Here is a 23,203-nt window from a genome sequence, read left to right as displayed (position 1 = left end):
CGAAGAATACATTTTCACCTGTGATCGTCGGTGTCCAGGCGATCGGTGCGGACGCCCGCTAAGTCCGTGGCTTCACCTGGACTCGGTGCAGGTCGTCGCCCAGTTCGATCCGCCCGCTGAACTCGGTGGCGGCCAGCGCGCGCCACTGATCCTCCTGGCCCGCCACCAGCGGCGGCACGTAATGCGTCAGCACCAGTGTCGTCACCCCGGCGCGAGCCGCTGTCGCAGCGGCTTCTTGCACCGACGAGTGGTAGTCGCAGACGTCCTTGACCCGCTGCTGCCCAACGTGTGTCAGGATGTCCTTACGGATAGCGGTGTGCACCAAAGCGTCTGCACCACAGGCTAGTTCGTCCAGGCTTGGGCAGGGCACCGTGTCGCCGGCCAGCACCACTGACGCGCCGTCGAACTCGACTCGGAAGCCGATCGTCGGCGCCACTGGCCGGTGGTCGGTGGGTGCCACCCGAATGCTGACGCCGTCGCGGTCCCACACCACGCCCTCGGTGTGCTCGTGCACCTCAACTGAAGGCGGGGCGTTGAGGTCAGCGTGATGGGCGATCCGGTAGCCGATGTCGTGGCCGAACGCTTTGAGGGTCAGCTCCACCACCTCCGAGGTCCCTGGCGGTCCGATGATCTGCAATGGTGCGGGATCGGGCGTGAAGGTGGTGATCCAACTGGTGATGAGTAAATCTCCCAGTTCGGCGATGTGGTCGCTGTGCAGGTGTGTGAGCAGCAGCCCGGACAATCCGGCGGCGCCCACGCCAACCGCCGCTGCGCGCTGCAAAACGCCCCGTCCGCAATCCACCAGGAACACCTGCCCGCCCGCGCGCACCAGAGTCGCGGGTCCGCCGCGGTTCGGGTCGGGGACCGGGCTTCCGGTGCCAAGTAACGTGACCTCGATCATGGGCACCATCCTCGCAAGTCGGCCGGACACTGCGTATCCGTCATTGAGTTGATTCGGCGCGGGCGGGATAGCGGGGCGGCTTTCCCGCCGCGCCAGTAAGTCGTAGCCTGATGTGAATCGGATCACAACCCATGGGAGGCCACATGCGGATCGCGGACGTCTTGCGGAACAAGGGTGCGGCGGTGACGACGATCCACCCCGACGCGACAGTCCGGGAACTGTTGGCCGGCTTGGCGGAACAGAACATCGGCGCAATGGTGGTAGTGGGTGACGACGGGGTGGCCGGCATCGTCTCCGAACGCGACGTTGTGCGCCAGCTGCACGTGCACGGCGCCAGCGTGCTGTCCAGGCCCGTCTCCAAGATCATGACCAGCGCCGTCGCCACCTGCACCAAATCGGACACCGTCGATAGCGTCAGCATGCAGATGACCGAGAACCGGGTGCGCCACGTGCCGGTGCTGGACGGCAAGAAGCTGGTGGGCATCGTCAGCATCGGCGATGTGGTCAAGACGCGGATGGGTGAGCTCGAGGCCGAGCAGCAGCAGCTGCAGTCCTACATCACCCAGGGCTGACGGGCGCGCAGCTGACTGGCGAGCAGACGTAAAAGCACGTCATTTCAGCACGAAATGCGTGCTTTTACGTCTGCTCGCCACCTAACTCAGCGCCAGGAGTATTCGGCACGCAGCCGGGCGGCCACCACGTCGAAGGTCTCGCGGTCCAGGATTGCGCCCTCGCGTCGGATGCCTTCCTCCGGTACGTCCAGTACCCGGTCCAGCCGCACCCAGCTTTCGCGGCCCTCGTAATCCCAGTCGCCCGAACCGATTCCGACCCATTCCCGCTGTCCGGCGTGGTGCTCCTGGCTGGACAGCATCAGACCGAGCAACACGGTGCGCTCCCGGCCCACCACCAGCACAGGGCGGTCTTTGCCGCGGGTCGGATCGTCCTCGTAAACGACCCAGGTCCAGACGATCTCGCCGGGGTCGGCCTTACCGTCCAGGTCGGGCGCGTACACGATTTTGCGGGCCCGCTGCGCGGTGGGAAAGCTGGTGTTCGTCACCGGCCGGCCCGCAGTGATCTCAGTAGGAGCGGCCGGCAAACCCATTGCCACGATGTTCGCAGTGATCCTTACCGCGTGCTGCAGGGTCCGCAGTGTCTCCTGCGTGTTCTGCAGGCGCTGCACCACCTTCGGAGCCTCGGCAACCAGGTTCTCCGCAAAGCGCTGGAACGTTTTCCACTGTGACTTGCCGGACGACTTCTTACCCGGGGTCATGGTCGCAGTTTAACTGCGTGATTGTGTCCGGGATGTTCTGCACGGATACGCTGGGCCTACTCGAACACCGCCCAACCAGGAGATTTCCCATCAGCAGTTTCGCCGACAAGACGTTCACGCCGCCGGCGCAGATTCGGAACTTCTGCATCATCGCTCACATCGACCACGGCAAGTCGACGCTGGCCGACCGGATGCTGCAGTTGACCGGTGTGGTCGACGAGCGCTCGATGCGCGCCCAATACCTGGACCGGATGGACATCGAGCGGGAACGTGGCATCACCATCAAAGCCCAGAACGTCCGGTTGCCCTGGGCGCTCGACGGCGAAGAGTACGTGCTGCACCTGATCGACACCCCGGGCCACGTCGACTTCACCTACGAGGTGTCCCGCGCGCTGGAAGCCTGCGAAGGCGCGGTTCTGCTGGTCGACGCTGCCCAAGGCATCGAGGCGCAGACGCTGGCCAACCTCTACCTGGCGCTGGACCGCGACCTGCACATCATCCCGGTGCTCAACAAGATCGACCTGCCCGCCGCCGATCCCGACCGCTATGCCGGTGAGATCGCTCACATCATCGGCTGCGAACCCGAAGACGTCCTACGGGTCTCCGGCAAAACCGGTGCGGGCGTCGCCGATCTGCTCGACCACGTGGTGCGCGAGGTGCCGCCTCCGCAGGGTGACGCCGACGCTCCGACCCGGGCGATGATCTTCGACTCGGTCTACGACATTTATCGCGGCGTGGTGACTTACGTCCGAGTGGTCGACGGGAAGATCAGCCCCCGCGAACGCATCGCGATGATGTCCACCGGCGCCACCCACGAGCTGCTCGAAGTCGGCATCGTTTCGCCCGAACCCAAAGCCAGTGCAGGCCTTGGTGTCGGCGAGGTTGGCTACCTGATCACCGGCGTGAAGGACGTGCGGCAGTCCAAGGTCGGCGACACCGTGACGACGGCCCGCAACGGCGCCAAGGAGGCGCTGACCGGCTATCGGGAACCCAAGCCGATGGTTTATTCGGGCCTGTACCCGGTCGACGGTTCGGACTATCCGAACCTGCGCGACGCCCTAGACAAGCTGCAACTCAACGACGCTGCCCTGACCTACGAGCCGGAAACCTCGGTGGCGCTGGGATTCGGCTTCCGGTGTGGCTTCTTGGGTCTGCTGCATATGGAGATCACCCGCGAGCGTCTCGAGCGCGAATTCGACCTGGATTTGATCTCCACATCACCTAACGTCGTGTATCGAGTCGAGAAAGAAGACAACACCGAGATCGTCGTGACCAACCCGTCCGACTGGCCGGAAGGCAAGGTCCGCACGGTCTACGAACCGGTGGTCAAGACCACCATCATCGCGCCGAGCGAATTCATCGGCACCATCATGGAGCTGTGCCAGTCTCGCCGCGGCGAGCTCGGTGGGATGGACTATCTGTCGCCCGAGCGGGTGGAGCTGCGGTACACGATGCCGTTGGGGGAGATCATTTTCGACTTCTTCGACTCGCTGAAGTCGCGGACCCGAGGCTACGCCAGCCTCGACTACGAGGAAGCCGGCGAGCAGGAAGCGCAACTGGTCAAGGTCGACATCCTGTTGCAAGGCGAAGCGGTCGACGCCTTTTCCGCGATCGTGCACAAGGATTCGGCGTTCGCCTACGGCAACAAGATGACGACCAAACTCAAGGAGCTAATTCCGCGCCAACAGTTCGAGGTGCCGGTGCAGGCCGCGATCGGGTCGAAAATTATTGCACGCGAGAACATTCGGGCTATCCGCAAGGATGTGCTGTCCAAGTGTTACGGCGGTGACATCACCCGCAAGCGCAAGCTGCTGGAAAAGCAGAAAGAGGGCAAGAAGCGGATGAAGACCATTGGCCGCGTCGACGTCCCCCAGGAGGCTTTCGTCGCCGCGCTGTCCACCGATTCCGCGGGGGACAAGGGAAAGAAATAGCCATGGCGGCACGGGGATTCGGCGTGGTACTGGTGATTGCCGGGCTATCCGCGCTCCTGCTGGCGACCGCCTGCACCAGCAAGGTCGACGGGGCACCCCGCCGCGATCAGCCCAAAGTCGGCGTCAGCTCGATTCCGCTGGGTCAGATCATGCCAACCGACGCGGAGATCCGCGCTGCCGTCGGAAACGACCTGCAGCACCACCCGACCCCCTCGGAGGGCACGGCAGAAATCCTGCCTGACGGCATTCGCAGCGACGCAGACGCCGCGCCGTTCAAGTGCGTCGGCGTCACCGAGCCGCGCTTGCGGGCCGTGTACGAGAAGGCTCCGGTGCGTGGTGTGGCCTACCAAAGTTATTGGAACTATGGCCTAAACGTGGCGGCGACCGCCGCAACGACCAGCGCGATGCGGTTGGCCAGCACCACCGAGGCGCAGCAACTCTTCGATTCCTTTGTGCAGCAATGGCGTAACTGCAGCGGCAGCACGGTCACCATGCAGGTGCCCGACTCCGGCGAAACCTACCTGTACTCCAAGATCACTGACGTCCGCGTCGGGGGGCCGGTCTTGTCCGCCACCGTCATTAGCTGGGGCAACCGGGACGCCCCGCAGCACCCCGTCGAACGGGCCGTCGGGGTGGCCGCCGACGTGATCATCGACGTTCAGGTCAACGACAGCCCGAATGCGCAATCCGACACCCGGGCAATCGATCTCGTGAAGGCGATGGCACGCAAGGTGTCCAGTACGAGCTGAGCCGGTAACCGGGCCGGCGGATCAGACCGGCGCGTTGGCAGGCTGGAACGCGCCCGACCCGTCAGCCTCCTCCTCGGCCCGGATCACGTGCACCACCGCGTTGATCAGGGCCAGGTGGGTGAACGCCTGCGGGAAGTTGCCCAGATGCCGGCCGGTGCGCGGCTCGATCTCCTCGGCGTACAAGTGCAGTGGGCTGGCGAAGGACAGCAGCCGCTCGCACAGTCGCTTGGCCCGGCTCACCTCGCCGATCTCCACCAGCGCCGAGACCAGCCAGAACGAGCAGATGGTGAAGGTGCCCTCCTCGCCGGACAGTCCGTCGTCGGTCTCCTCCACCCGGTAGCGCAGCACCAGGCCTTCCTCGGTGAGCTCATCGGCAATCGCCAGCACGGTGTTGCGCACCCGCGGGTCGTCCGGCGGCAGGAAGCGGGTCAGTACCACCAGCAACAGCGACGCGTCGAGCGCGTCGTCGCCGTAGCGCTGGGTGAACACCCCGCGCGAGTCGACCCCCCGCTTGAGAATGTCGGCCTTGATCTCCTCGGCGATCTCGCGCCACTGTTGCGCGTAACTCTTCTCGCCCTGGCGTTCGGCGAGCTTGGCGCCACGGTCCAGCGCCACCCAGCACATCACCTTCGACGAGGTGAAGTGCTGTGGCTCCCCACGCACCTCCCAGATCCCGCGGTCGGGCTCACGCCAGTGCGTGATCGCCTCCTCGACCTGCTTTTTGAGTACCGGCCACAGCGTCTCGGGGACCTGCTCGCGCGACTTTGCGTGCAGGTAGAACGAATCCAGCACCGAACCCCAGATGTCGTGCTGGACCTGGTCGAAGGCGCCGTTGCCGATCCGCACCGGCCTGGCATGGTCGTAGCCGGACAGGTGATTGAGTTCCTCTTCGACGAGACTGCGTTCGCCGCCAACGCCGTACATCACCTGCAGTGGGTGGCGCTCGTTGCTGTTGGCGCCGGATACGTCGGCGATGAACGCGAAGAAATCATCGGCCTCGCGATCCAGTCCCAGGGTGTAGAGCCCCCATAACGCGAAGGTCGAGTCGCGAATCCAGGCGTAGCGGTAGTCCCAGTTGCGTTCGCCGTGCGGTGTCTCGGGAAGAGACGTAGTGCTGGCGGCCAGCAGCGCGCCGGTCGGGGAGTAGGTCAGACCCTTCAGGGTCAGCGCGCTGCGCTGCAGGTAAGCCCGCCACGGGTGGTCGGGGAAGTTGCCGATGTTGATCCACTGCCGCCAGCACTCGGTGGTCTGCCACATCTTGTGCGCGGCCTCTTCGTAGGTTTGCGGCGCCGGGTGTTTGGTCCAGCTCAGCGCGACAAAAATGTCGTCGCCCTCTTTCATCCGGGTCCGGGCGCGCGCTTCCCGCCCCTCCAGCCCGATATTGAGGTTGGTGGTCAGCCGCAGGGTGGGATGTGCGTCGGGTTGCCGGCTGGCGCGCGCGATGGCCTCGCCGTAGGCGTTCGCCGAGTACTCCCAGGTGCAGCCGGTGCGGTGATAGTCGAAAGCTGGTTCGCAGCTCATCATCAACTCGACGGTGCCGCTGACACAGCGGACCGTGCGCAGCAGGATGTGCTCGGCATCCCAGTCCATCGGGGTTCGCCGGTGCGTACGTGAGCGCCGCTCGATGTCGTGCCACGGGCCCATCACCAGCGCGTCGCGCACGATCAGCCACCCGGTGTGGGTCTGCCAGGTGGTCTCCATGATCAGGCTGCCGGGCAGGTACCGCCGCGCCGAGGGCACCGACACCCCGTAGGGGCCTAGCCGGAAGTGGCCGGCGCTGCGGTCCAGGATCGCACCGAACACGCTCGGAGAATCGGGCCGAGGCACACACAGCCACTCCACTGAGCCGGCGGGCGAGATCAAACACGTCGTTTCCCAATCCGACAGGAAGGAGTAGTCGGCGATCGGCGGGAACGGGTTGCGCGACGGCGAACTAGATTCGTACGGCCCACTCGACTCGAGTGCCACCGATGTCCCGTCGAGCGCGTGCAGCTCGGGTTCGTCGAGCGGGACTACCTGCTCGTCGGCTGAATCGGCGGAGTCGGCGTGCAGGACCATCCCGACATCATCGACCGTTCACCTGCCCGTCGTCCACCTTCGCTACCTAGGTGTTACCGGCGGCAACATGGGTGGATCAGATCCCTTTGGTCTCGCGGCGCCGCGCCGCATAGGGTTGGCCCGGTGAACGGCTTCCTGAGTTGGTGGGACGGCGTGGAGCTCTGGCTTTCCGGTCTGCCTTTCGTGCTTCAGGCGCTGGCGGTGATGCCGGTCGTGTTGGCGCTTGCCTACATCGTCGCCGTGACGTTGGACGCGCTGCTGGGCACGGCCACTCGGTTGATGCGCCGCATACGCCATTCCGAAGCTTCGGGCTAACGCCGATGCCACGTTCTCATGTGTCGCTGATTCTGATCGCTCTGGTGGTCTTGGTGATCGTCGGCTGGCTGCTCACCCACTGACCAGCCTGTCGAATTGCGAGTCGGGCGAACTCTGTTACGCTTCGCGACATGCACGCCGCAACCGGAATTCTCGAGCGCGGCGTTGTCGCGTCCGGTTGCTACCCTGCGGCCGTGGTTTGCGCCGCGGCCGGCGTGCGCTGTTGTCGCTGACTCCCCCAACCCGTGCGCGGCCGGTGTGGAGTTGGTGAATCGTATCGATTCTGATCAATCGCCTATCCGCAGCTACGGGACCCAATCCATAAGTCCTGCACCGGAAGGCTGATGACCGCAGATGTTGAAGTACCGGGGTGCACCGCGCTGGCGACAGCTGGTGGCGCTCATATTGACGATCGGCGCGGTGGCGGCGTGCCGCGGCGGTCCCAGCGACGTGGTCGGCGGCGGCGGGCTGGCTAACGCCAAGACCAGCGTCACCTTGGTCGCCTATTCGGTCGCCGAACCCGGTTGGGCCAAGGTGGGTCCGGCGTTCAACGCCTCCGAGGAAGGGCGGGGCGTGCAGGTGATCGCCACCTACGGCGCCTCGGGCGACCAGTCGCGCGGTGTCGCCGAGGGCAAGCCGGCCGACCTGGTCAACTTTTCGGTCGAGCCCGACATCACCCGCCTGATCAAGTCCGGCAAGGTGTCCAAGGACTGGAATACCGACGCCACCAAAGGTATTCCCTTCGGATCGGTGGTTACGCTGGTGGTGCGCAAGGGCAATCCGAAGAACATCAGGGATTGGGATGATCTGCTGCGCCCCGGGATCGAAGTGATCACACCGAGCCCGCTCAGCTCGGGATCGGCAAAGTGGAATCTGTTGGCGCCCTACGCAGTCAAGAGCGAGGGCGGCCACAACAGCCAAGCGGGCATCGAGTTTGTCAGCCGGATGGTGAGGGAACACGTGAAACTGCGTCCAGGTTCCGGCCGAGAAGCCACGGACGTCTTTATCCAAGGCAGTGGAGATGTTCTGATCAGCTACGAGAACGAGGCCATCGCCGCCGAACGCGCGGGCAAACCGGTCGAGCACGTCACCCCGCCGCAGACGTTCAAGATCGAGAATCCTATGGCGGTGATTACCACCAGCCCGCACCTGGCCGCTGCCACCGCCTTCAAAAACTTCCAGTACACCGTCGCGGCGCAGAAGTTGTGGGCGCAGGCCGGGTTCCGGCCGGTCGACCCGGCAGTCGCCGCGGCATTCCGCGACCAGTTCCCATTGCCGGCGAAGCTGTGGACCATTGCTGACCTCGGTGGCTGGGACACCGTCGATCCGCAGCTGTTCGACAAAACCGCCGGCAGCATCACCAAGATCTACACGCAGGCCACCGGATGACCGTGACAGTTACCCCAGACCCAGAGGCGGTCCGCCCCGAGCTCGACCAGCCCGATGGCGCGGCTCCTGGCGGCGCCGCGGCTGCCCGACGAGCGGGCGGCACGCCGCTGCGGGTCGGCGTGGCGACCGTATGGTTGTCGGTGATCGTGCTGCTGCCGCTGGCCGCCATCCTGTGGCAGGCGGCGGACGGGGGCTGGGACGCCTTCCGGCTGGCGGTCACCTCGAATGCGGCGATCGAGTCGTTTCGGGTGACGCTCACCATCTCCGCCGGCGTGACCCTGCTAAACACGGTGTTCGGCCTACTGATCGCCTGGGTGCTGGTGCGCGACAACTTCTTCGGTAAGCGTTTGGTGGACGCGGTGATCGATCTGCCCTTCGCGTTGCCGACAATCGTCGCCAGCCTGGTGATGCTTGCGCTCTACGGCAACCACAGCCCGGTGGGACTGCACCTGCAGCACACTGAGTGGGGCGTCGGTGTCGCGCTGGCGTTCGTCACGCTGCCGTTCGTGGTGCGCGCCGTGCAGCCGGTGCTCCTTGAGATCGACCGGGAGACCGAGGAAGCGGCCGCGTCGCTGGGCGCCAACGGTCCCAAGATCTTCGTCTCCATCGTGCTGCCGTCGCTGCTGCCCGCGTTGTTGTCCGGTGCGGGCCTGGCGTTTTCGCGGGCGATCGGCGAGTTCGGGTCGGTGGTGTTGATCGGCGGGGCGGTACCCGGCAAGACCGAGGTCTCCTCACAGTGGATCCGGACCTTGATCGAGAATGACGACCGTACCGGTGCTGCGGCGATATCCATTGTGCTGCTCTCGATTTCGTTTGTCGTGCTGCTCGTTCTGCGGATCATCGGCGGGCGGGCGGCCAAACGCGAGGAGATGAGCCAGTGATATCTTCGACTTCGTCGCGTTCGGTTCGTTACCTGCTTCGCTACACCGCTCTGGCTTACATCTTGGTGCTGCTGGTCATCCCGGTACTGCTCATCCTGTGGCGCACATTCGAACCCGGGCTCGGCCAGTTTTTCGACTGGATCACCACGCCGGCCGCGGTCTCGGCACTGAACCTCTCGCTGCTTGTGGTGGCCATCGTAGTGCCGCTGAACGTGGTCTTCGGCATCCCGACAGCTTTGGTGTTGGCGCGCAACCGATTCCGCGGCAAAGGTATCCTGCAGGCGATCATCGACTTACCGTTTGCGGTATCACCGGTGATTGTGGGTGTCTCGCTGATCGTGCTGTGGGGGGCCGGCGGTGCGCTGGGATTCGTCGAGCGCGACTTCGGGTTCAAAATCATCTTCGGGCTGCCGGGCATCGTGCTGGCCAGCATCTTCGTCACGCTGCCGTTCGTGGTGCGTGAGGTGGAGCCGGTGCTGCACGAATTGGGAACCGATCAGGAACAGGCCGCCGCGACACTGGGTTCTGGCTGGTGGCAAACATTTTGGCGGATTACTCTGCCGTCCATCCGGTGGGGTCTGACATATGGCATCGTGCTGACCGTCGCGCGCACACTCGGTGAGTACGGCGCGGTCATCATGGTGTCGTCCAACCTTCCCGGCGAGTCGCAGACGCTGACACTGCTGGTGTCCGACCGGTACAACCGCGGCGCGGAGTACGGCGCGTACGCGCTGTCGACGTTGCTGATGGCCGTTGCCGTGCTGGTGCTGGTCGTCCAAGTGGTGTTGGATGCACGCCGGGCACGAGCAAGTAAGTAAGCCGGACAAGGAGATTCGACGATGACCGATACCGCAGCGGCTCCGCGCGACTACGCGATTGTGGTGCAAAACGCATTCAAGCAGTACGGCGATTTCGTGGCGCTGGATCACGTGGATTTCGTGGTGCCGACCGGCTCGCTGACGGCGTTGCTAGGCCCCAGCGGGTCGGGAAAGTCGACACTGCTACGTACCATCGCCGGCCTGGACCAACCCGATTCGGGAACAGTGACCATCGAGGGCCGCGATGTCACCCGGGTACCAACGCAACGCCGCGGTATCGGATTCGTGTTTCAGCACTATGCGGCGTTCAAGCACCTGACCGTGCGCAACAACGTCGCCTACGGTTTGAAGATCCGAAAGCGGCCCAAAGCAGAGATCAAGGACAAGGTCGACCATCTGCTGGAGGTGGTGGGCCTCAGCGGCTTCCAGCACCGTTATCCCAACCAGCTCTCCGGCGGGCAACGGCAGCGGATGGCGCTGGCCCGGGCGCTGGCGGTCGACCCGCAGGTGCTGCTGCTCGACGAACCGTTCGGCGCGCTGGATGCAAAAGTCCGCGAGGATCTGCGGTCCTGGCTGCGTCGCCTGCATGACGAGGTCCATGTCACCACGGTGCTGGTCACCCACGACCAGGCCGAGGCGCTGGACGTGGCCGATCGCATCGCGGTGCTCAATAAGGGCCGCATCGAACAGGTCGGTTCCCCGACCGACGTCTACGACGCGCCCGCCAATGCCTTCGTGATGTCCTTCCTGGGTGCGGTGTCCGCACTGAACGGCGCCCTGGTCCGTCCGCACGACATTCGGGTGGGTCGCAACCCTGACATGGCGGTCGCCGGCGGCGACGGCACGGCGGAGTCGATCGGCGTCGTGCGCGCCACCGTCGACCGGGTGGTGACGCTCGGATTCGAGGTCCGGGTCGAGCTCACCAGTGCTGTCAGCAGAGGCCCGTTCACCGCGCAGATCACTCGCGGTGACGCGGAGGCTTTGGCGCTGAAGGAAGGCGATACCGTCTACGTGCGCGCGACCCGGGTCCCGCCGATCGCAGTCGAAACGCCGCAGAACTCCAACGGCGCCGCCAACCCCGACGAGGTAGAAGCGCTCACCTGAGCATCGGCGACCGCGCGCGTGCGGGATGAAAATGAGCGTCGCGCTGTTGCGCCAGGTATCCCAGCGACAATCCGCTGAAAATCTCCTGTGTATCAGTCGTGTCGAGTTGTCGAATCGACGGGCCAGCGGCTTGACTCTCGACCGGAATGCATTCCAGCGTTGGCCGCACGTCAACGCAACGACGGCGACGCGGTTCGCCGTACCGTACGTCGTTCGCTGACCGCTATCGGTGTCAGCAGAACACGCCGACCTCCATCCAGGGCCTCCTGATGTGGTCGCATGAAACTCCGAAGGACGCGCGCAGTGACAGAGGGATCGATGCCTTGGACCAACGCCGATGTGCGCAGTACGCCCTGTTCGCGGCGTGCTGCATCGCAAATGAGCAAACGCCCGACTTCGTATTGTTGGACAGTTGATGCGTCCCTCGTCGGCGCGCCAGTCGCGGCTGCCGGTCAAGACCACCGCATAGTTGCCGAATGTCCGCTGTGAAAAGCGATTTCTTGATGGCGCGAAAGCATCGTGTAGCCGACTGGGATCCCGACGACGAGGTGGCGTGGCGGTTAGGCAACAGCGCAATCGCCCGCCGTAATCTCATCTGGGCCAACGTGAACGCGCATCTCGGCTTCTCAATCTGGTACCTCTGGTCGGTGATGGTGCTCTTCATGCCGCAGGCCGTCTACGGCTTCTCAACCAGTGACAAGCTACTGATAGACGCCATGGCAACCCTGGTCGGTGCGGCGGTGCGCATCCCCTACGCGATGGCGACCAGCAGGTTCGGCGGACGGGGATGGGCGGTTTTCTCCTCGCTAGTGCTACTGATACCCACCGTTGGCGCCATCGTCCTGCTGGCCAACCCCGGCCTGCCCCTCTGGCCGTATCTGGTGTGTGCGGCGATGACCGGGCTGGGCGGCGGGAACTATGCCGCCGCGCTGGCCCATGCCGAATCGTTCTACCCGCTGCGACTCAAGGGCTTCGCCTTGGGCGTCACCGGTGGATTGGCCAACCTTGGATCGGCCGCGGTGCAGGTAGTCGGTCTGTTGACGCTTGCCACCGTCGGACACCGGGCGCCCTATTTGGTGTGCGCCGTGTATCTAGTCTTGCTCGCTGTCTCTGGCGTCGGAGCTGCGCTTTTCATGGATAACCGGACGCACGTCGTCGACGCGTCTCATGTGCGGTCCGTCCTGAAGCTCCCGGATGCATGGGGTATCGCTTTTCTCTACCTATGCTGCTCGGGCTCGTTCCTCGGCTTTGCGTTCGCCTTCGGCCAGCTCCTGGTGGACAACTTCGTCGCGAGCGGGCAAAGCCACGCGCAGGCGTCTTTGCATGCCGCTGAGATTGCGTTTGTCGGACCGCTGGTGGGATCGCTGACTCGCATCCTCGGTGGCAAGTTGGCTGATCGCTTCGGCGGTGGTCCCGCCACACTTCGGGCGCTGGCGGCGATGATCGTGTCTGCGGGATTGCTGATCGCTGTCAGCACCGCCGGCGAGTCCGGTCGTGGGCCCGCCGGGCAGATGAACGCCGCGACCACCATCGGCTATGTAGTGGCTTTCATCGCGCTTTTCGCCGCCTGCGGGATGGGCAAGGGTTCGGTATTCAAGCTGATCCCGTCGATACTGCACGAACGAAGCCTCGTCCTTAACCTTCCCGACGCCCAACGCCGAGACTGGGAGCACGCGATGGCCGGCGCACTGATCGGATTCGCCGGCACACTCGGCGCTCTCGGCGCGATGGGCATCAATCTCGGCTTGTGGCAGGCCTATATGAACCATAGTTCGCAGACCGTGGCGTTCTGGGCGTTCGCGGCTTGCTACGTAGCGGGCGCGGTGCTGACCTGGGTGCGCTACGTGCGGGTATACCCGCGCAAGGTGCTGCAAGCGGTCACCTGAGCCGGTTGGTAGGCGATCGCACGATGCGGCTACGCGGCGATCCGCTCCGCGGCGGCCTGATCGAAGCGGTCCAACACCGTCGCGGCCACTAAGCGGTGGGCCCCCAAGGGCGACGCCATCAGCGCGTCGGCGTCTCGCGCGAATCGTTCGACGCGGTCCGGGATGCGGCCAGGCGCCAGGAACCACGGCGCGATGACCACCCGTGCGGCGCCCTGGCGCCGCAGCCTGTCGACCGCTTCGTCCAGTGGCAGCTCCGGACGGGTGGCGAATGCTGTGGCCACTGCGGTCCAACGGGTTCCGACGGCAACCTTGGGCGCCACCTCGGCGGTGCGGGCATTGGCGGCCGGGTTCGACGAGCCGATCGCCACCACGAGCACGCCGACGGTGTCGTCGAGTCGCGACACGCTGAGCTCTGCGACCCGATGCCGCAGCACCGATACCAGTCGATCGTCTTCGCCGAGTACCTCGGCCTGCCGCACCCGTTGGCTGACACCGCATGCTGAAATCTGGTTCGGGATGTCCACCCGTGCGTGGTACGCGTCGGCCAACAGCAGCGGAGTCACGATTGCCTCGCCGGCACAGGATTCCAGCACATCGGCTAATCCCGGAGAGTTGTGCTCGCAGAACGCAACCCGCACGTCAAGGCCGGGGCGCAGGCGGGCCACCTGATCCGCGACCGCCCGGGCGTTGGCTGCCGACCGTGGATCCGCGCTTCCGTGCGCGGTTAGTACCAGAGGGGTCACGAGGCGTGCAGCCCGCATTCGGTCTTGGACTGTCCCTGCCAGCGTCCGCTGCGCGGGTCGGCGCCTTCGATCGGCTTTGCCGTGCACGGGGCGCAGCCAATTGACGGATATCCTTCATAGACAAGGGGATTGACCAACACATCGTGCTTGTCGATGTAGTTCTGCACATCCTGGTCGGACCACGCGGCTAGCGGGTTGATCTTCACCAGCTTGAATGCCTCGTCGAAGCTGATCAGCGGAGCATTGGCGCGGGTCGGCGCCTCGACCCGGCGGATGCCGGTCACCCATGCGGAATAACCGCGAAGCGCCTTGCCCAACGGAACCACCTTGCGCAGCCGGCAGCACTCGCCGGGATCCCGGCTGAACAGATCCTTGCCCAGCAGCTTGTCCTGCTCGGCCACCGAGTGCTCCGGAGTCACGTTGACCACCCGGATGTCGTAGACGGACTCGATCGCGTCACGGGTGCCGATGGTCTCCACGAAGTGGTACCCGGTGTCCAGGAACATCACTGGCACTCCCGGGCGCACCTTGGCGGCCAGATCCACCAGCACGGCATCCTGCATGTTGGAGGCCACCACGTAGTTGCACGTCGCCCAGCCTCGCGGACCGTTGATGTTGCCGAAGTTCTCCTCGGTCCAGCGCAACAGGTCGGTGGCGTCGGCGCCGTCGAGTTCGGCGGCGCCACGGGCGGCCAGCTCCCGCAGTCGGTCTTCGTTCGGTTTGGTCGCCTCGCTCATCGCAAGTCGTCCTCCTCTGCCCGAATCGCCCACTGCGCGAAGCGTTCACCGTCGTTGCGGTGCTTAAGGAAGTTGCGGGTCACCCGGTCGATGTAGTCGCCCAGCTCTTCGCTGGTGACCTTGTGCTGACGCAGTTTGCGCCCGAAGCCGCTGTCCAGGCCGAGCCCGCCGCCCAGGTGAACCTGGAAACCCTCGACCGAGCCGCCATTGCCGTCGTCGACCATCTGGCCCTTGAACCCGATGTCGGCGATCTGAATCCGGGCACACGAGTTGGGGCAGCCGTTGATATTGACCGTGATCGGCACGTCGAGCTGGGCGTTGAGGTCCTCCAGCCGGGCCTCCAGTTCGGGTGCCAAAGTCTGTGCCCGCACCCGAGTTTCGGCGAATGACAATTTGCAGAATTCGATTCCGCTGCACGCCATCAGGTTTCGGCGCCAGCGTGACGGTTGCGATTGCAGGCCCAGGCTTTCTAGGCCGGCGCGGGTCTCGTCGAGCTGGTCGTCCGGAACGTCGAGCATGACCAGCTTCTGGTACGGGGTGAACCGGATCCGGTCCGACCCGGCATTGTCGGCCAGATCTGCGACAGCACTCAGGATGGAGCCCGATACCCGTCCGGCGATGGGGGAGACGCCGATCGCGTTAAGCCCGTTCTTGAGGCGTTGCACGCCGACGTGGTCGATCGGATGCGTGATCGGGTCCGGCGCCGGACCGTCGATGAGCGGGCGCTTGAGATACTCGGTCTCGAGAACCTGGCGGAATTTCTCTACGCCCCAGTCCTTGACCAGGAACTTCAGCCGCGCCTTGGCGCGCAGCCGTCGGTAGCCGTAGTCGCGGAAGATCGACGTCACCGCCTCCCACACCTCGGGCACCTCGTCCAGCGGGACCCAGGCACCGAGCCGCTGGGCCAGCATCGGGTTGGTCGACAGCCCACCGCCAACCCACAGGTCCAGGCCCGGCCCGTGCTCGGGGTGGTTGACGCCGATGAACGCGATGTCATTGATCTCGTGCGCGACGTCCTGCAAGCCCGAGATGGCGGTTTTGTACTTTCGGGGCAGGTCGGCGTACTCGGGCTTGCCGATGTAGCGCTTGACGATCTCCTCGATTGCCCAGGTGGGGTCGAGCACCTCGTCCAGCGATTCACCGGCCAGCGGCGAACCCAGCACCACACGCGGGCAATCGCCGCAGGCTTCGGTGGTCTGTAGTCCGACCTCGTCGAGACGGCGCCAGATCTCTGGTACGTCCTCTACCCGGATCCAGTGGTACTGGATGTTCTCCCGGTCGGAGATGTCGGCGGTGTCGCGACCAAACTCGGTTGAGATCTGGCCCAGGACGCGCAACGCGGCCGCGGAAATGGCGCCGCCGTCGCAGCGCACCCGCATCATGAAGTACTTCGCCTCGAGGAGGTCCATGTTGTCGTCACCGGTGAAGGAGCCGTCGTAACCCTGCTCACGCTGGGTGTACAGGCCCCACCAGCGGAAACGGCCGCGCAGGTCATCCTTGTCGATGCTGTCGAAGCCCTGCTTGGCGTAGATGTTCTCGATGCGCTCGCGCACTTCCAGGGGCGCGCCCGCCTTCTTCATCTCTTCGTTGGGATTGAGTGGCTCACGATTTCCCAGCGCCCACTGGCCCTCGTTGCGGGGCGCTTTGGCGGGGCGTGCTGTGGTCATACGGAGACTCCTTCACGAATAAAACGGGCTGGAATCCGCGCAGCGCGCCGTTGCTTCCGGCGGCGCAGATCCGGCAGCCAGGGGTACAGATGGGCTGGGTCTACGACATCAAGGCAGACAGCAACAGCTGCAAACGCGCTTGAGGTCGATATGCCGCCGCACCACCAGCGCTACTCGCAGGTTCGAATTGGCGACGGTCACGGGTGCCATTCTGCCACGGATCGGGACGTGCTGTGCTACCAGGCCAAATTTTTCTTCATGATGATTAAAACTACCGGCGAAACCTGAGTGAACGGGTCAAAGAAACCGGGAACAACCTGGGAAAAGCGCCAGGGAGGGGTATCGTGCCAGAATTTCGGGCATGGCCCCCAGCGAGCACTGGATCCCGCCCCACGCGGAGCTCCCGGACGTGCGACCCCATGCGGGGCAACCGTTCGGGCTCTACGTGCACGTCCCGTTCTGCATTACGCGGTGCGGCTACTGCGACTTCAATACCTACACCCCCGCGGAGCTGGGTGGGGTCAATCCTGATGCCTGGCTGGCGGCACTGCGCACCGAGCTGGAGCTGGCGGCCGCACGGCTAGAGGGCCCGACCTTGCACACCGTGTTCGTCGGGGGCGGCACGCCGTCACTGCTGGGCGGTGCCCGCCTGACCACCTTGCTGAACCAGGTGCGCGAACACTTCACCTTGGCGCCGGACGCCGAGATCACCACAGAGGCCAATCCGGAGTCGACCTGGCCGGAGTTTTTCGAGGCTATCCGTGCGGCCGGCTATACGCGGGTCTCGCTCGGCATGCAGTCGGTGGTTCCGCACGTACTAGGGGTGTTGGACCGGGTGCACACCCCCAACCGGTCCGCGGCGGCGGCCCGCGAGGCGCTGGAGGTGGGCTTCGAGCACGTCAGCCTCGACCTCATCTACGGAACCCCGGGGGAGAGCGACGACGATCTGCTGCGCTCGGTGGACACCGCGGTGCAGACCGGTGTCGATCACGTGTCGGCCTATGCGCTGGTGGTGGAGCAGGGGACCGCGATGGCCAGGCGGGTCCGTGCCGGCGATTTGGCCGCACCCGATGACGACGTGCTCGCGCACCGCTACGAGTTGGTGGACGAACTTCTTTCCGCGGCCGGGCTGACCTGGTACGAAGTGTCGAACTGGTCTCGACCTGGCGGTGAGTGCCGGCACAACCTCGGCTACTGGAACGGCGGCCAGTGGTGGGGTGCGGGACCGGGAGCACACGGCTATGTCGGCACCACGCGCTGGTGGAATGTAAAGCACCCCAACGCTTATGCCGAGTTGCTGGCGGGCGGCGCTTTGCCGGTGGCCGGTTTCGAAGAACTGAGCCTGGATGCGCTGCACACCGAGGAGGTGTTGCTGGGAATCCGTCTGCGAGAAGGTCTTTCGCTGGATCGGCTAGGTGCGGCCGAACTCGAGCGTGCCGAGGAGGTAGTCGCCGACGGATTGCTCGAATCGGCCGGCGACCGCCTGGTCCTCTCCGACCGGGGCCGCCTGCTTGCCGACGGTGTGGTTCGAACGCTACTGGGGTGAAAGGATGTCAGCTCGAAGGAAACCAGTGGCCAGCCAAGCGGGCGAACTCGATATACAGCGGGATCCCGATCGTCACGTTGTAGGAGAACGTCAGGCCGAGTGACGCCGCAAGCGGCAGTGTCGGGCTCGCTTCCGGGATCGCGAGGCGCTGGACGGCGGGAACGGCGATATAGGATGCCGCGCCGCACAGCACCGCGAACAACACGTAGGTGCCCGGCTTGAAGTCGGCGCCGGTGAGGGCCGCGTAACTGTGGGCGACCATGATGCCAAGTGCGGCAAATATATTCGGGGCCAGTAGGCCGAAGACGATGAATCCCTTCCCCGCGCTGCGCAGGTCGCGGAGCTTGCGTGAGGCCGTCATACCCATCTCCAGCAGAAACAGTGCCAACACACCCTGGAACGCGGTGACGAAGAACGTGTCGTCGTCGTGGACGACCTTCTCCCCCTGCAGTCCGCTGATCAGGCCGATGACGATGCCGCCCAGCAGTAGGCATAGCCCCGGGTTGAGGAACACCTCCTGCAGCAATTCACGGGAGAACAGCGAGGCCTTCTTGCCATTGGCGCCGGGTTTGGCGACGACGTCGTCCCAGCCGTCGTGTTCGCGCTTCTCCATCGACAACTCGAGTTCTTGCTCGATGGCGCGTTGTTCGCTCTCCACGCTTTGGCCGCTGGTGGGGCGCGCCACGGCGCCGGGGCCAATGCTCACTCTGGTCGGCGCGGTGTAGCCGGACTCGTCGGGCAGATACCCGGCCTCGTCCATGCCGCGGTGCCGCAGCCGCGCCACCAGGTATAGCGCCACCAGGCAGCCTGGAATCTCCATGACCGCCAACATCACCGGCATGTACGCGTTGAAGGCAATTCCGACACTGGTCAGCACCGCGACGCAGGTGGCGAACGTACCGGCCGAGTCTGACCCGTAATAACCGGCGACGGTGGCCCGGTCGACGCGCCGCATTCTGGTGATCCGGCCGAGCAGAAAGTACGCGAGGCTGCCGATCGCGAAATTCAACAGGAAGCCCACCACCATGAAGCCGACGATGACGCCAATGCTTGCGGGCTTGATTTTGGCGAGCTCCTCACCGCCGTGCCAGCCGATAGCCAGCAGCAGGTACATCGTCAGGCCTTGGTAAATGACGTAGGGAAACTCGAAGCGCACCTTGAGGATTGGGATCAGGAACCCGAAGTAGAAGAACAGCAGCAGCGGCTTGAACAGGTTGTGGGTGAAGTTTTCCCAGAACTCGTGAAGCATCGACACCCTCCGCGCTCATGGCGATTCGGAATTTCCGGCCGTCGGGGGGCGACCGCGGGACAACGCTGCGAACCTAACTGTGCCGGTGGCCACTCGCCACTCGAGCGGATGGGGATGTGGTAGTCGATTCGAACGAATTATCCCGGTAGTACCGTTGCCGAAATCTCCTTGTAACCAAGGGAAATCGCAACTGCGCTGGCTGACGCGATTTGCCGGGGAAGGGTGTGGATCAGGTGCCAGTTGCCTGTCAGTTTGCTGTGAGGCGTCGGTGGCCACGTGTCACGCCGGTGCACAGGTAGAGCGCGGCCGACTTGACTTCGACGTCGCGGTGGATTTGCGGTCGCACGCAATCATGCTCGATGCCCGCGTGTGACCGAAGCGGACCGTGTGAAGCGTCCGGTTTCGAAGGGTCCCCGCGGCGCCGGACATCGAGCTACAGAACTCACAGGGGGCCGAATGCGGCCGGATTTTGCCCCAAACGGCAGGTCACGTGGCGACCCACGGGGGCGGCGCGCGCCGATTGGATAGGTTAGGCTACATTTACTAACTGTGATGGAGGCCAGTGTCGAGACGAGTTCTGCCAGCATCGAGCCGCTGGCCATCCCGTTGCCTGACGGAATCGAACCCGCTGACCTAGCTGCCGAGCTGGCTGCCCAGCTTGCCGAGCCTGTGGACGACGAGTACCTGCTCTACGAGCAGAACGGGCAATGGGTGCTGGCCGTCGGCGTGCAAGCGATGGTGGAGCTGGACAGCGACGAACTGCGCGTGGTCCGAGACGGCGTCACCCGGCGCCAACAGTGGTCAGGACGTCCGGGAGCGGTGCTCGGCGAGGCCATCGACCGCCTGCTGCTCGAGACTGACCACCTCTTCGGCTGGGTCGCCTTCGAATTCGGTGTGTACCGCTTCGGTCTGCAACAACGGCTGGGACCGCGCACGCCACTGGCCCGGCTGTTCTGGCCACGCACCCGCATCGTGGTCACCGCTGAGGAAATCCGCCTGTTCAGTCCCGGTGCCAAGCACCGGGAAGCGGTGGAACGGCTGCTTGGCGGCGGCATTGCGGACGTGCCCCGGCCCAGGTCGGTGGACCTGTCGGCCGATCCCTCCGACTACCGTAATCGGGTGGCCGTAGCCGTCGGCGAGATCGCCGCAGGCAAGTACGACAAGGTGATTCTGTCCCGCTCACTCGAAATTCCCTTCGCTCTGGACTTCCCGGAGACCTACCGATTAGGCCGTCGACACAACACACCGGTGCGGTCGTTCCTGTTGCGGCTCGGTGGTATTCGCGCGCTGGGTTACAGTCCGGAACTGGTCACCGCGGTACAGCCCGACGGTGTGGTGGTCACCGAACCGCTAGCTGGAACACGCGCGCTGGGCCGCGGTGCCGCACATGACAGACAGGCTCGCGACGACCTCGAGTCGAACTCCAAAGAGATTGTCGAGCACGCGATTTCGGTGCGTACATCGTTGCAGGAGATCAACGAGATCGCCGAGCCCGGAACCGCGGCGGTCGTAGACTTCATGGCGGTGCGGGAGCGCGGCAGCGTGCAGCACCTCGGGTCGACGGTCACCGGCCGGCTAGACCCGGCCAGCGACCGAATGGACGCGCTGGAGGCGCTTTTCCCGGCGGTCACCGCATCGGGTATCCCGAAGGCGGGTGGTGTCGAAGCTATCCTGCGCCTTGACGAGAGTCCCCGCGGGCTGTATTCGGGTGCGGTGGTGACCTTTTCGGCCGACGGCGGGCTGGACGCCGCACTGGCGCTGCGGGCCGCCTACGAATGTGGCGGTCGCGGCTGGCTCCGGGCCGGCGCGGGCATCATCGCGGCGTCCGATCCCGAGCGTGAGTTCGAGGAGACCTGCGAGAAGCTCTCCACCCTGACGCCCTATCTCGTCGAGCGGCGCTGACGCGCTGACCTGGCCCGGACCCGCAGCGGGCCCGGGGTCCGACACCGCCACATCGGCATGTTCGGTTGGTGGCGTTTCCGCCGAGGCCACCAAGAGGTGACCGACGGCATGTCCAGCGCGGGACTTTGGTCCCTATCCGTGTGAGCGCGCGCCAGCAACCCTGATAGACGGCGACACGCAGTCGTCGCTGATCGTGAAGATATCGCGAATAACGGTGAATAGCTGGGAAAGCGGGGTCGCTGAGCGATGGGTGCACCCGAGTTCGTTCAGGAATCACCCGGTGTCACCGTCTTCTCCGGTGGCAGCCTGTCTACCGTCCGCGCCGAACAGATTGCGCGGGCGATCCGGTGCATCCTGGATCGTCGCGCGATCATCTGGAGTGCCCGGGTGCGGGTAAAGACCGGGCTGTGCGGGCGTGGGCCGATGGTGGTGCAGGTCAATACGCGGGTCGGGGACCTGCCGGCGCGCATGGTGGCGGTCACCAGTGGGGTCGACGATCTCGTGCCGGCGCTGGCGCGGCTGGACCGTCAACTGGCGCGCTTGTGCGCGCCGTGGCGGCCCCGCCCTTGGCCGGACGAGACTCGAAGGCTGATGACCGTGGGCCCGAATGCCGTTGTTGCACGCCGCAAATCGGTTGTGCTGCAACGTATGGATCCGATGGATGCCGTTCGGGTGATGGACGCGATGGACTACGACGTGAATTTGTTTACCGATGCCGAGACGGGGGAGGACGCTGTGGTGTATCGGGCCGGTCCGTCTGGATTACGGTTGGCCCGCCAGCAGCATGTGCGTCCTCCGGGCTGGGTCTGGTCACCGGGTAGCTCCGGCCCGCCCGTACCGCTGATCGTGAATCCCCGTGCGGCGCCAGTACTTTCCAAGGATGTCGCGGTTCACCGTGCGGGCGAGCACGGGGTGCGGCATCTTTTTTACACCGACGAGGCCACCGGGCGGGGCCAGCTGCTGTACCCGCGCTACGACGGCAACCTGGGGCTGATCACCCCCTCACATCAATAACTGGGAGACATCTGTGTCCAAAGAAATGACCAACCTGCAGCTACTCGAAGAGCTGGAGCCGGTGGTGGAGCAACTGCTCAATAGGCACCTCTCGATGTTCAAGGAGTGGAGCCCGCACGACTACATCCCGTGGTCGGACGGCAGGAACTACTACACCTTGGACGGACAGGACTGGGAGCCCGGGCAGAGTCGGCTCTCCGACGTGGCCCAGGTGGCGATGGTGCAAAACCTTTTGACAGAAGACAATTTGCCGTCGTACCACCGCGAGATCGCGATGAACTTCAGCATGGACGGCCCGTGGGGGCAGTGGGTCAACCGCTGGACCGCCGAGGAGAACCGGCACAGCACCGCGCTGCGCGACTATTTGGTGGTCACCCGCGCGGTAGATCCGGTCGAGCTGGAGAAGCTGCGTATGGAGCAAATGACTAGGGGCTTTAGTCCGGGGCAGAACCTGCAGGGCGACTTGTTCGCCGAGAGCGTGTTTGACTCCGTCATGTACGTCTCCTTCCAGGAGCTGGCGACCCGCGTCTCACACCGCAACACCGGCAAAGCCTGCAACGACAGCATCGCCGATCAACTGTTGGCCCGCGTTTCCCACGACGAGAACCTGCACATGATCTTCTACCGCGATGTCAGCGCCGCCGGCCTGGACATCGCGCCCAACCAGGCGATGCGGTCGGTGCACCGGATCCTGCGCAATTTCAAGATGCCCGGATTCACTGTGCCGGAGTTCCGTCGCAAAGCGGTGATCATCGCCGTCGGCGGCGTTTACGACCCACGCATCCACCTTGAAGAGGTGGTCATGCCGGTGCTGCGTAAGTGGCGGATCTTCGAGCGCGAGGATTTCACCGGCGAGGCCGCATGGATGCGCGACGACCTGGCGTTGCTGATCAAGGAGCTCGAGGCGGCTTCCGAGAAGTTCGACGAGTCCAAGCAGCGCTACCTGGAACGTGAGGCGCGCATGGCCGAGCGAATCACTGCCAGCAAGGTGCTCAGGACCGACGGGACGCTGACCCTGAGCAGGCACTGAGCTCCGGGCGCGC

20 protein-coding genes and 1 pseudogene are annotated in these 23,203 nt (G+C 64.8%); 13 read left to right on the top strand and 8 right to left on the bottom strand.

All coding sequences use genetic code 11. The annotated features are described in order from the left end of the window. Positions 1 to 58 precede the first annotated feature (58 nt). Positions 59 to 901, bottom strand: coding sequence for a ribonuclease Z (locus tag H0P51_RS18815; RefSeq protein ID WP_180914400.1), 843 nt, complete (start codon positions 899 to 901; stop codon positions 59 to 61). A gap of 143 nt (positions 902 to 1,044) precedes the next feature. Between H0P51_RS18815 and H0P51_RS18810 the strand changes: the two genes are divergently transcribed. Next, entirely contained in the window at positions 1,045 to 1,473 is a 429-nt protein-coding gene (locus H0P51_RS18810; RefSeq protein WP_180914398.1) for a CBS domain-containing protein, read from the top strand. 86 nt (positions 1,474 to 1,559) lie between these two features. Here the strand turns inward: H0P51_RS18810 and H0P51_RS18805 are convergent, their stop codons facing one another. Further along, complete coding sequence (locus tag H0P51_RS18805) at positions 1,560 to 2,171, bottom strand: type II toxin-antitoxin system PemK/MazF family toxin (protein ID WP_180914396.1); 612 nt, start codon at positions 2,169 to 2,171, stop codon at positions 1,560 to 1,562. A gap of 13 nt (positions 2,172 to 2,184) precedes the next feature. On the opposite strand from H0P51_RS18805, the pseudogene lepA reads away from it, so the two are divergent. Beyond that, positions 2,185 to 4,102 (top strand): annotated as a pseudogene (gene lepA / locus H0P51_RS18800) (translation elongation factor 4). A 2-nt stretch (positions 4,103 to 4,104) separates the two neighbouring features. Next, positions 4,105 to 4,851, top strand: a complete 747-nt coding sequence (locus H0P51_RS18795; RefSeq protein WP_180914394.1) for a sensor domain-containing protein — start codon at positions 4,105 to 4,107, stop codon at positions 4,849 to 4,851. 21 nt (positions 4,852 to 4,872) lie between these two features. On the opposite strand, the gene H0P51_RS18790 is transcribed toward H0P51_RS18795, so the two are convergent. Further along, the gene (locus tag H0P51_RS18790) at positions 4,873 to 6,909 is read right to left on the bottom strand and encodes a glycoside hydrolase family 15 protein (protein ID WP_180914392.1); all 2,037 of its coding nucleotides are present in this window, start codon (positions 6,907 to 6,909) and stop codon (positions 4,873 to 4,875) included. Between the two features lie 123 nt (positions 6,910 to 7,032). On the opposite strand from H0P51_RS18790, the gene H0P51_RS18785 reads away from it, so the two are divergent. The 6 genes from H0P51_RS18785 (at position 7,033) to H0P51_RS18760 (ending at position 13,302) form a co-directional block, all read left to right on the top strand. Then, complete coding sequence (locus H0P51_RS18785; RefSeq protein ID WP_425488887.1) at positions 7,033 to 7,224, top strand: hypothetical protein; 192 nt, start codon at positions 7,033 to 7,035, stop codon at positions 7,222 to 7,224. A gap of 354 nt (positions 7,225 to 7,578) precedes the next feature. Next, positions 7,579 to 8,613 (top strand): sulfate ABC transporter substrate-binding protein, encoded by a 1,035-nt coding sequence (locus tag H0P51_RS18780; RefSeq protein ID WP_180914390.1) that lies wholly within the window; start codon positions 7,579 to 7,581, stop codon positions 8,611 to 8,613. Then, complete coding sequence (gene cysT, locus H0P51_RS18775) at positions 8,610 to 9,494, top strand: sulfate ABC transporter permease subunit CysT (RefSeq protein ID WP_180914388.1); 885 nt, start codon at positions 8,610 to 8,612, stop codon at positions 9,492 to 9,494. Before H0P51_RS18780 ends, cysT begins: the two co-directional genes overlap by 4 nt. Further along, a complete protein-coding gene (cysW, locus tag H0P51_RS18770) occupies positions 9,494 to 10,312 on the top strand; it encodes a sulfate ABC transporter permease subunit CysW (protein ID WP_180919079.1) in 819 nt (272 codons plus the stop codon). Before cysT ends, cysW begins: the two co-directional genes overlap by 1 nt. A 21-nt stretch (positions 10,313 to 10,333) precedes the next feature. Then, on the top strand, positions 10,334 to 11,416 hold the full coding sequence (locus tag H0P51_RS18765) for a sulfate/molybdate ABC transporter ATP-binding protein (protein ID WP_180914386.1): 1,083 nt from the start codon (positions 10,334 to 10,336) through the stop codon (positions 11,414 to 11,416). Positions 11,417 to 11,919: 503 nt separating this feature from the next. Next, on the top strand, positions 11,920 to 13,302 hold the full coding sequence (locus tag H0P51_RS18760; RefSeq protein ID WP_180919078.1) for an MFS transporter: 1,383 nt from the start codon (positions 11,920 to 11,922) through the stop codon (positions 13,300 to 13,302). Between the two features lie 29 nt (positions 13,303 to 13,331). Here H0P51_RS18760 and H0P51_RS18755 read toward each other — a convergent pair whose 3' ends face one another. The 4 genes from H0P51_RS18755 to H0P51_RS29290 form a co-directional block, all read right to left on the bottom strand. Then, positions 13,332 to 14,063: a sirohydrochlorin chelatase gene (locus H0P51_RS18755; protein ID WP_180914384.1), complete on the bottom strand. Its 732-nt coding sequence runs from the start codon at positions 14,061 to 14,063 to the stop codon at positions 13,332 to 13,334. Next, the gene (locus H0P51_RS18750; RefSeq protein ID WP_180914382.1) at positions 14,042 to 14,782 is read right to left on the bottom strand and encodes a phosphoadenylyl-sulfate reductase; all 741 of its coding nucleotides are present in this window, start codon (positions 14,780 to 14,782) and stop codon (positions 14,042 to 14,044) included. The genes H0P51_RS18755 and H0P51_RS18750 overlap by 22 nt, the downstream gene beginning before the upstream one ends. Further along, complete coding sequence (locus H0P51_RS18745; RefSeq protein WP_180914380.1) at positions 14,779 to 16,449, bottom strand: nitrite/sulfite reductase; 1,671 nt, start codon at positions 16,447 to 16,449, stop codon at positions 14,779 to 14,781. Before H0P51_RS18745 ends, H0P51_RS18750 begins: the two co-directional genes overlap by 4 nt. 108 nt (positions 16,450 to 16,557) lie before the next feature. Further along, positions 16,558 to 16,659: an Ms4527A family Cys-rich leader peptide gene (locus H0P51_RS29290; protein ID WP_425488886.1), complete on the bottom strand. Its 102-nt coding sequence runs from the start codon at positions 16,657 to 16,659 to the stop codon at positions 16,558 to 16,560. 151 nt (positions 16,660 to 16,810) lie between these two features. Between H0P51_RS29290 and hemW the strand changes: the two genes are divergently transcribed. After that, entirely contained in the window at positions 16,811 to 17,995 is a 1,185-nt protein-coding gene (hemW, locus tag H0P51_RS18740) for a radical SAM family heme chaperone HemW (protein ID WP_180914378.1), read from the top strand. Positions 17,996 to 18,002: 7 nt separating this feature from the next. On the opposite strand, the gene H0P51_RS18735 is transcribed toward hemW, so the two are convergent. After that, the gene (locus H0P51_RS18735) at positions 18,003 to 19,244 is read right to left on the bottom strand and encodes a sodium-dependent bicarbonate transport family permease (RefSeq protein ID WP_180914376.1); all 1,242 of its coding nucleotides are present in this window, start codon (positions 19,242 to 19,244) and stop codon (positions 18,003 to 18,005) included. Between the two features lie 549 nt (positions 19,245 to 19,793). On the opposite strand from H0P51_RS18735, the gene H0P51_RS18730 reads away from it, so the two are divergent. The 3 genes from H0P51_RS18730 to H0P51_RS18720 all read left to right on the top strand — a co-directional run bounded on the left by H0P51_RS18730 (position 19,794) and on the right by H0P51_RS18720 (position 23,190). Further along, on the top strand, positions 19,794 to 21,146 hold the full coding sequence (locus tag H0P51_RS18730; RefSeq protein WP_425488885.1) for a salicylate synthase: 1,353 nt from the start codon (positions 19,794 to 19,796) through the stop codon (positions 21,144 to 21,146). A 246-nt stretch (positions 21,147 to 21,392) separates the two neighbouring features. Next, a complete protein-coding gene (locus tag H0P51_RS18725; protein WP_180914374.1) occupies positions 21,393 to 22,160 on the top strand; it encodes a sigma 54 modulation/S30EA ribosomal C-terminal domain-containing protein in 768 nt (255 codons plus the stop codon). 25 nt (positions 22,161 to 22,185) lie between these two features. Next, positions 22,186 to 23,190: an acyl-ACP desaturase gene (locus H0P51_RS18720; protein WP_425489074.1), complete on the top strand. Its 1,005-nt coding sequence runs from the start codon at positions 22,186 to 22,188 to the stop codon at positions 23,188 to 23,190. Positions 23,191 to 23,203: the final 13 nt, after the last annotated feature.

The organism is Mycobacterium vicinigordonae, from assembly GCF_013466425.1.
Classification (GTDB): Bacteria; Actinomycetota; Actinomycetes; order Mycobacteriales; family Mycobacteriaceae; genus Mycobacterium; species Mycobacterium vicinigordonae.
Note: the sequence above shows the minus strand (reverse complement) of the source record. Positions and strands in the feature narration are given on the sequence as shown.

Excerpts from the sequence above, each read along its gene's own strand:
- H0P51_RS18815 (WP_180914400.1), bottom strand. The coding sequence starts at position 901 with ATGATCGAGGTCACGTTACTTGGCACCGGAAGCCCGGTCCCCGACCCG.
- H0P51_RS18765 (WP_180914386.1), top strand. The coding sequence starts at position 10,334 with ATGACCGATACCGCAGCGGCTCCGCGCGACTACGCGATTGTGGTGCAA.
- H0P51_RS18725 (WP_180914374.1), top strand. The coding sequence starts at position 21,393 with ATGGGTGCACCCGAGTTCGTTCAGGAATCACCCGGTGTCACCGTCTTC.
- H0P51_RS18780 (WP_180914390.1), top strand. The coding sequence starts at position 7,579 with ATGTTGAAGTACCGGGGTGCACCGCGCTGGCGACAGCTGGTGGCGCTC.
- H0P51_RS29290 (WP_425488886.1), bottom strand. The coding sequence starts at position 16,659 with ATGGCACCCGTGACCGTCGCCAATTCGAACCTGCGAGTAGCGCTGGTG.
- H0P51_RS18760 (WP_180919078.1), top strand. The coding sequence starts at position 11,920 with ATGGCGCGAAAGCATCGTGTAGCCGACTGGGATCCCGACGACGAGGTG.
- cysT (WP_180914388.1), top strand. The coding sequence starts at position 8,610 with ATGACCGTGACAGTTACCCCAGACCCAGAGGCGGTCCGCCCCGAGCTC.
- H0P51_RS18720 (WP_425489074.1), top strand. The coding sequence starts at position 22,186 with ATGACCAACCTGCAGCTACTCGAAGAGCTGGAGCCGGTGGTGGAGCAA.
- H0P51_RS18805 (WP_180914396.1), bottom strand. The coding sequence starts at position 2,171 with ATGACCCCGGGTAAGAAGTCGTCCGGCAAGTCACAGTGGAAAACGTTC.
- H0P51_RS18810 (WP_180914398.1), top strand. The coding sequence starts at position 1,045 with ATGCGGATCGCGGACGTCTTGCGGAACAAGGGTGCGGCGGTGACGACG.
- H0P51_RS18795 (WP_180914394.1), top strand. The coding sequence starts at position 4,105 with ATGGCGGCACGGGGATTCGGCGTGGTACTGGTGATTGCCGGGCTATCC.
- H0P51_RS18755 (WP_180914384.1), bottom strand. The coding sequence starts at position 14,063 with ATGCGGGCTGCACGCCTCGTGACCCCTCTGGTACTAACCGCGCACGGA.
- H0P51_RS18745 (WP_180914380.1), bottom strand. The coding sequence starts at position 16,449 with ATGACCACAGCACGCCCCGCCAAAGCGCCCCGCAACGAGGGCCAGTGG.
- H0P51_RS18750 (WP_180914382.1), bottom strand. The coding sequence starts at position 14,782 with ATGAGCGAGGCGACCAAACCGAACGAAGACCGACTGCGGGAGCTGGCC.
- hemW (WP_180914378.1), top strand. The coding sequence starts at position 16,811 with ATGGCCCCCAGCGAGCACTGGATCCCGCCCCACGCGGAGCTCCCGGAC.
- H0P51_RS18735 (WP_180914376.1), bottom strand. The coding sequence starts at position 19,244 with ATGCTTCACGAGTTCTGGGAAAACTTCACCCACAACCTGTTCAAGCCG.
- H0P51_RS18790 (WP_180914392.1), bottom strand. The coding sequence starts at position 6,909 with ATGGTCCTGCACGCCGACTCCGCCGATTCAGCCGACGAGCAGGTAGTC.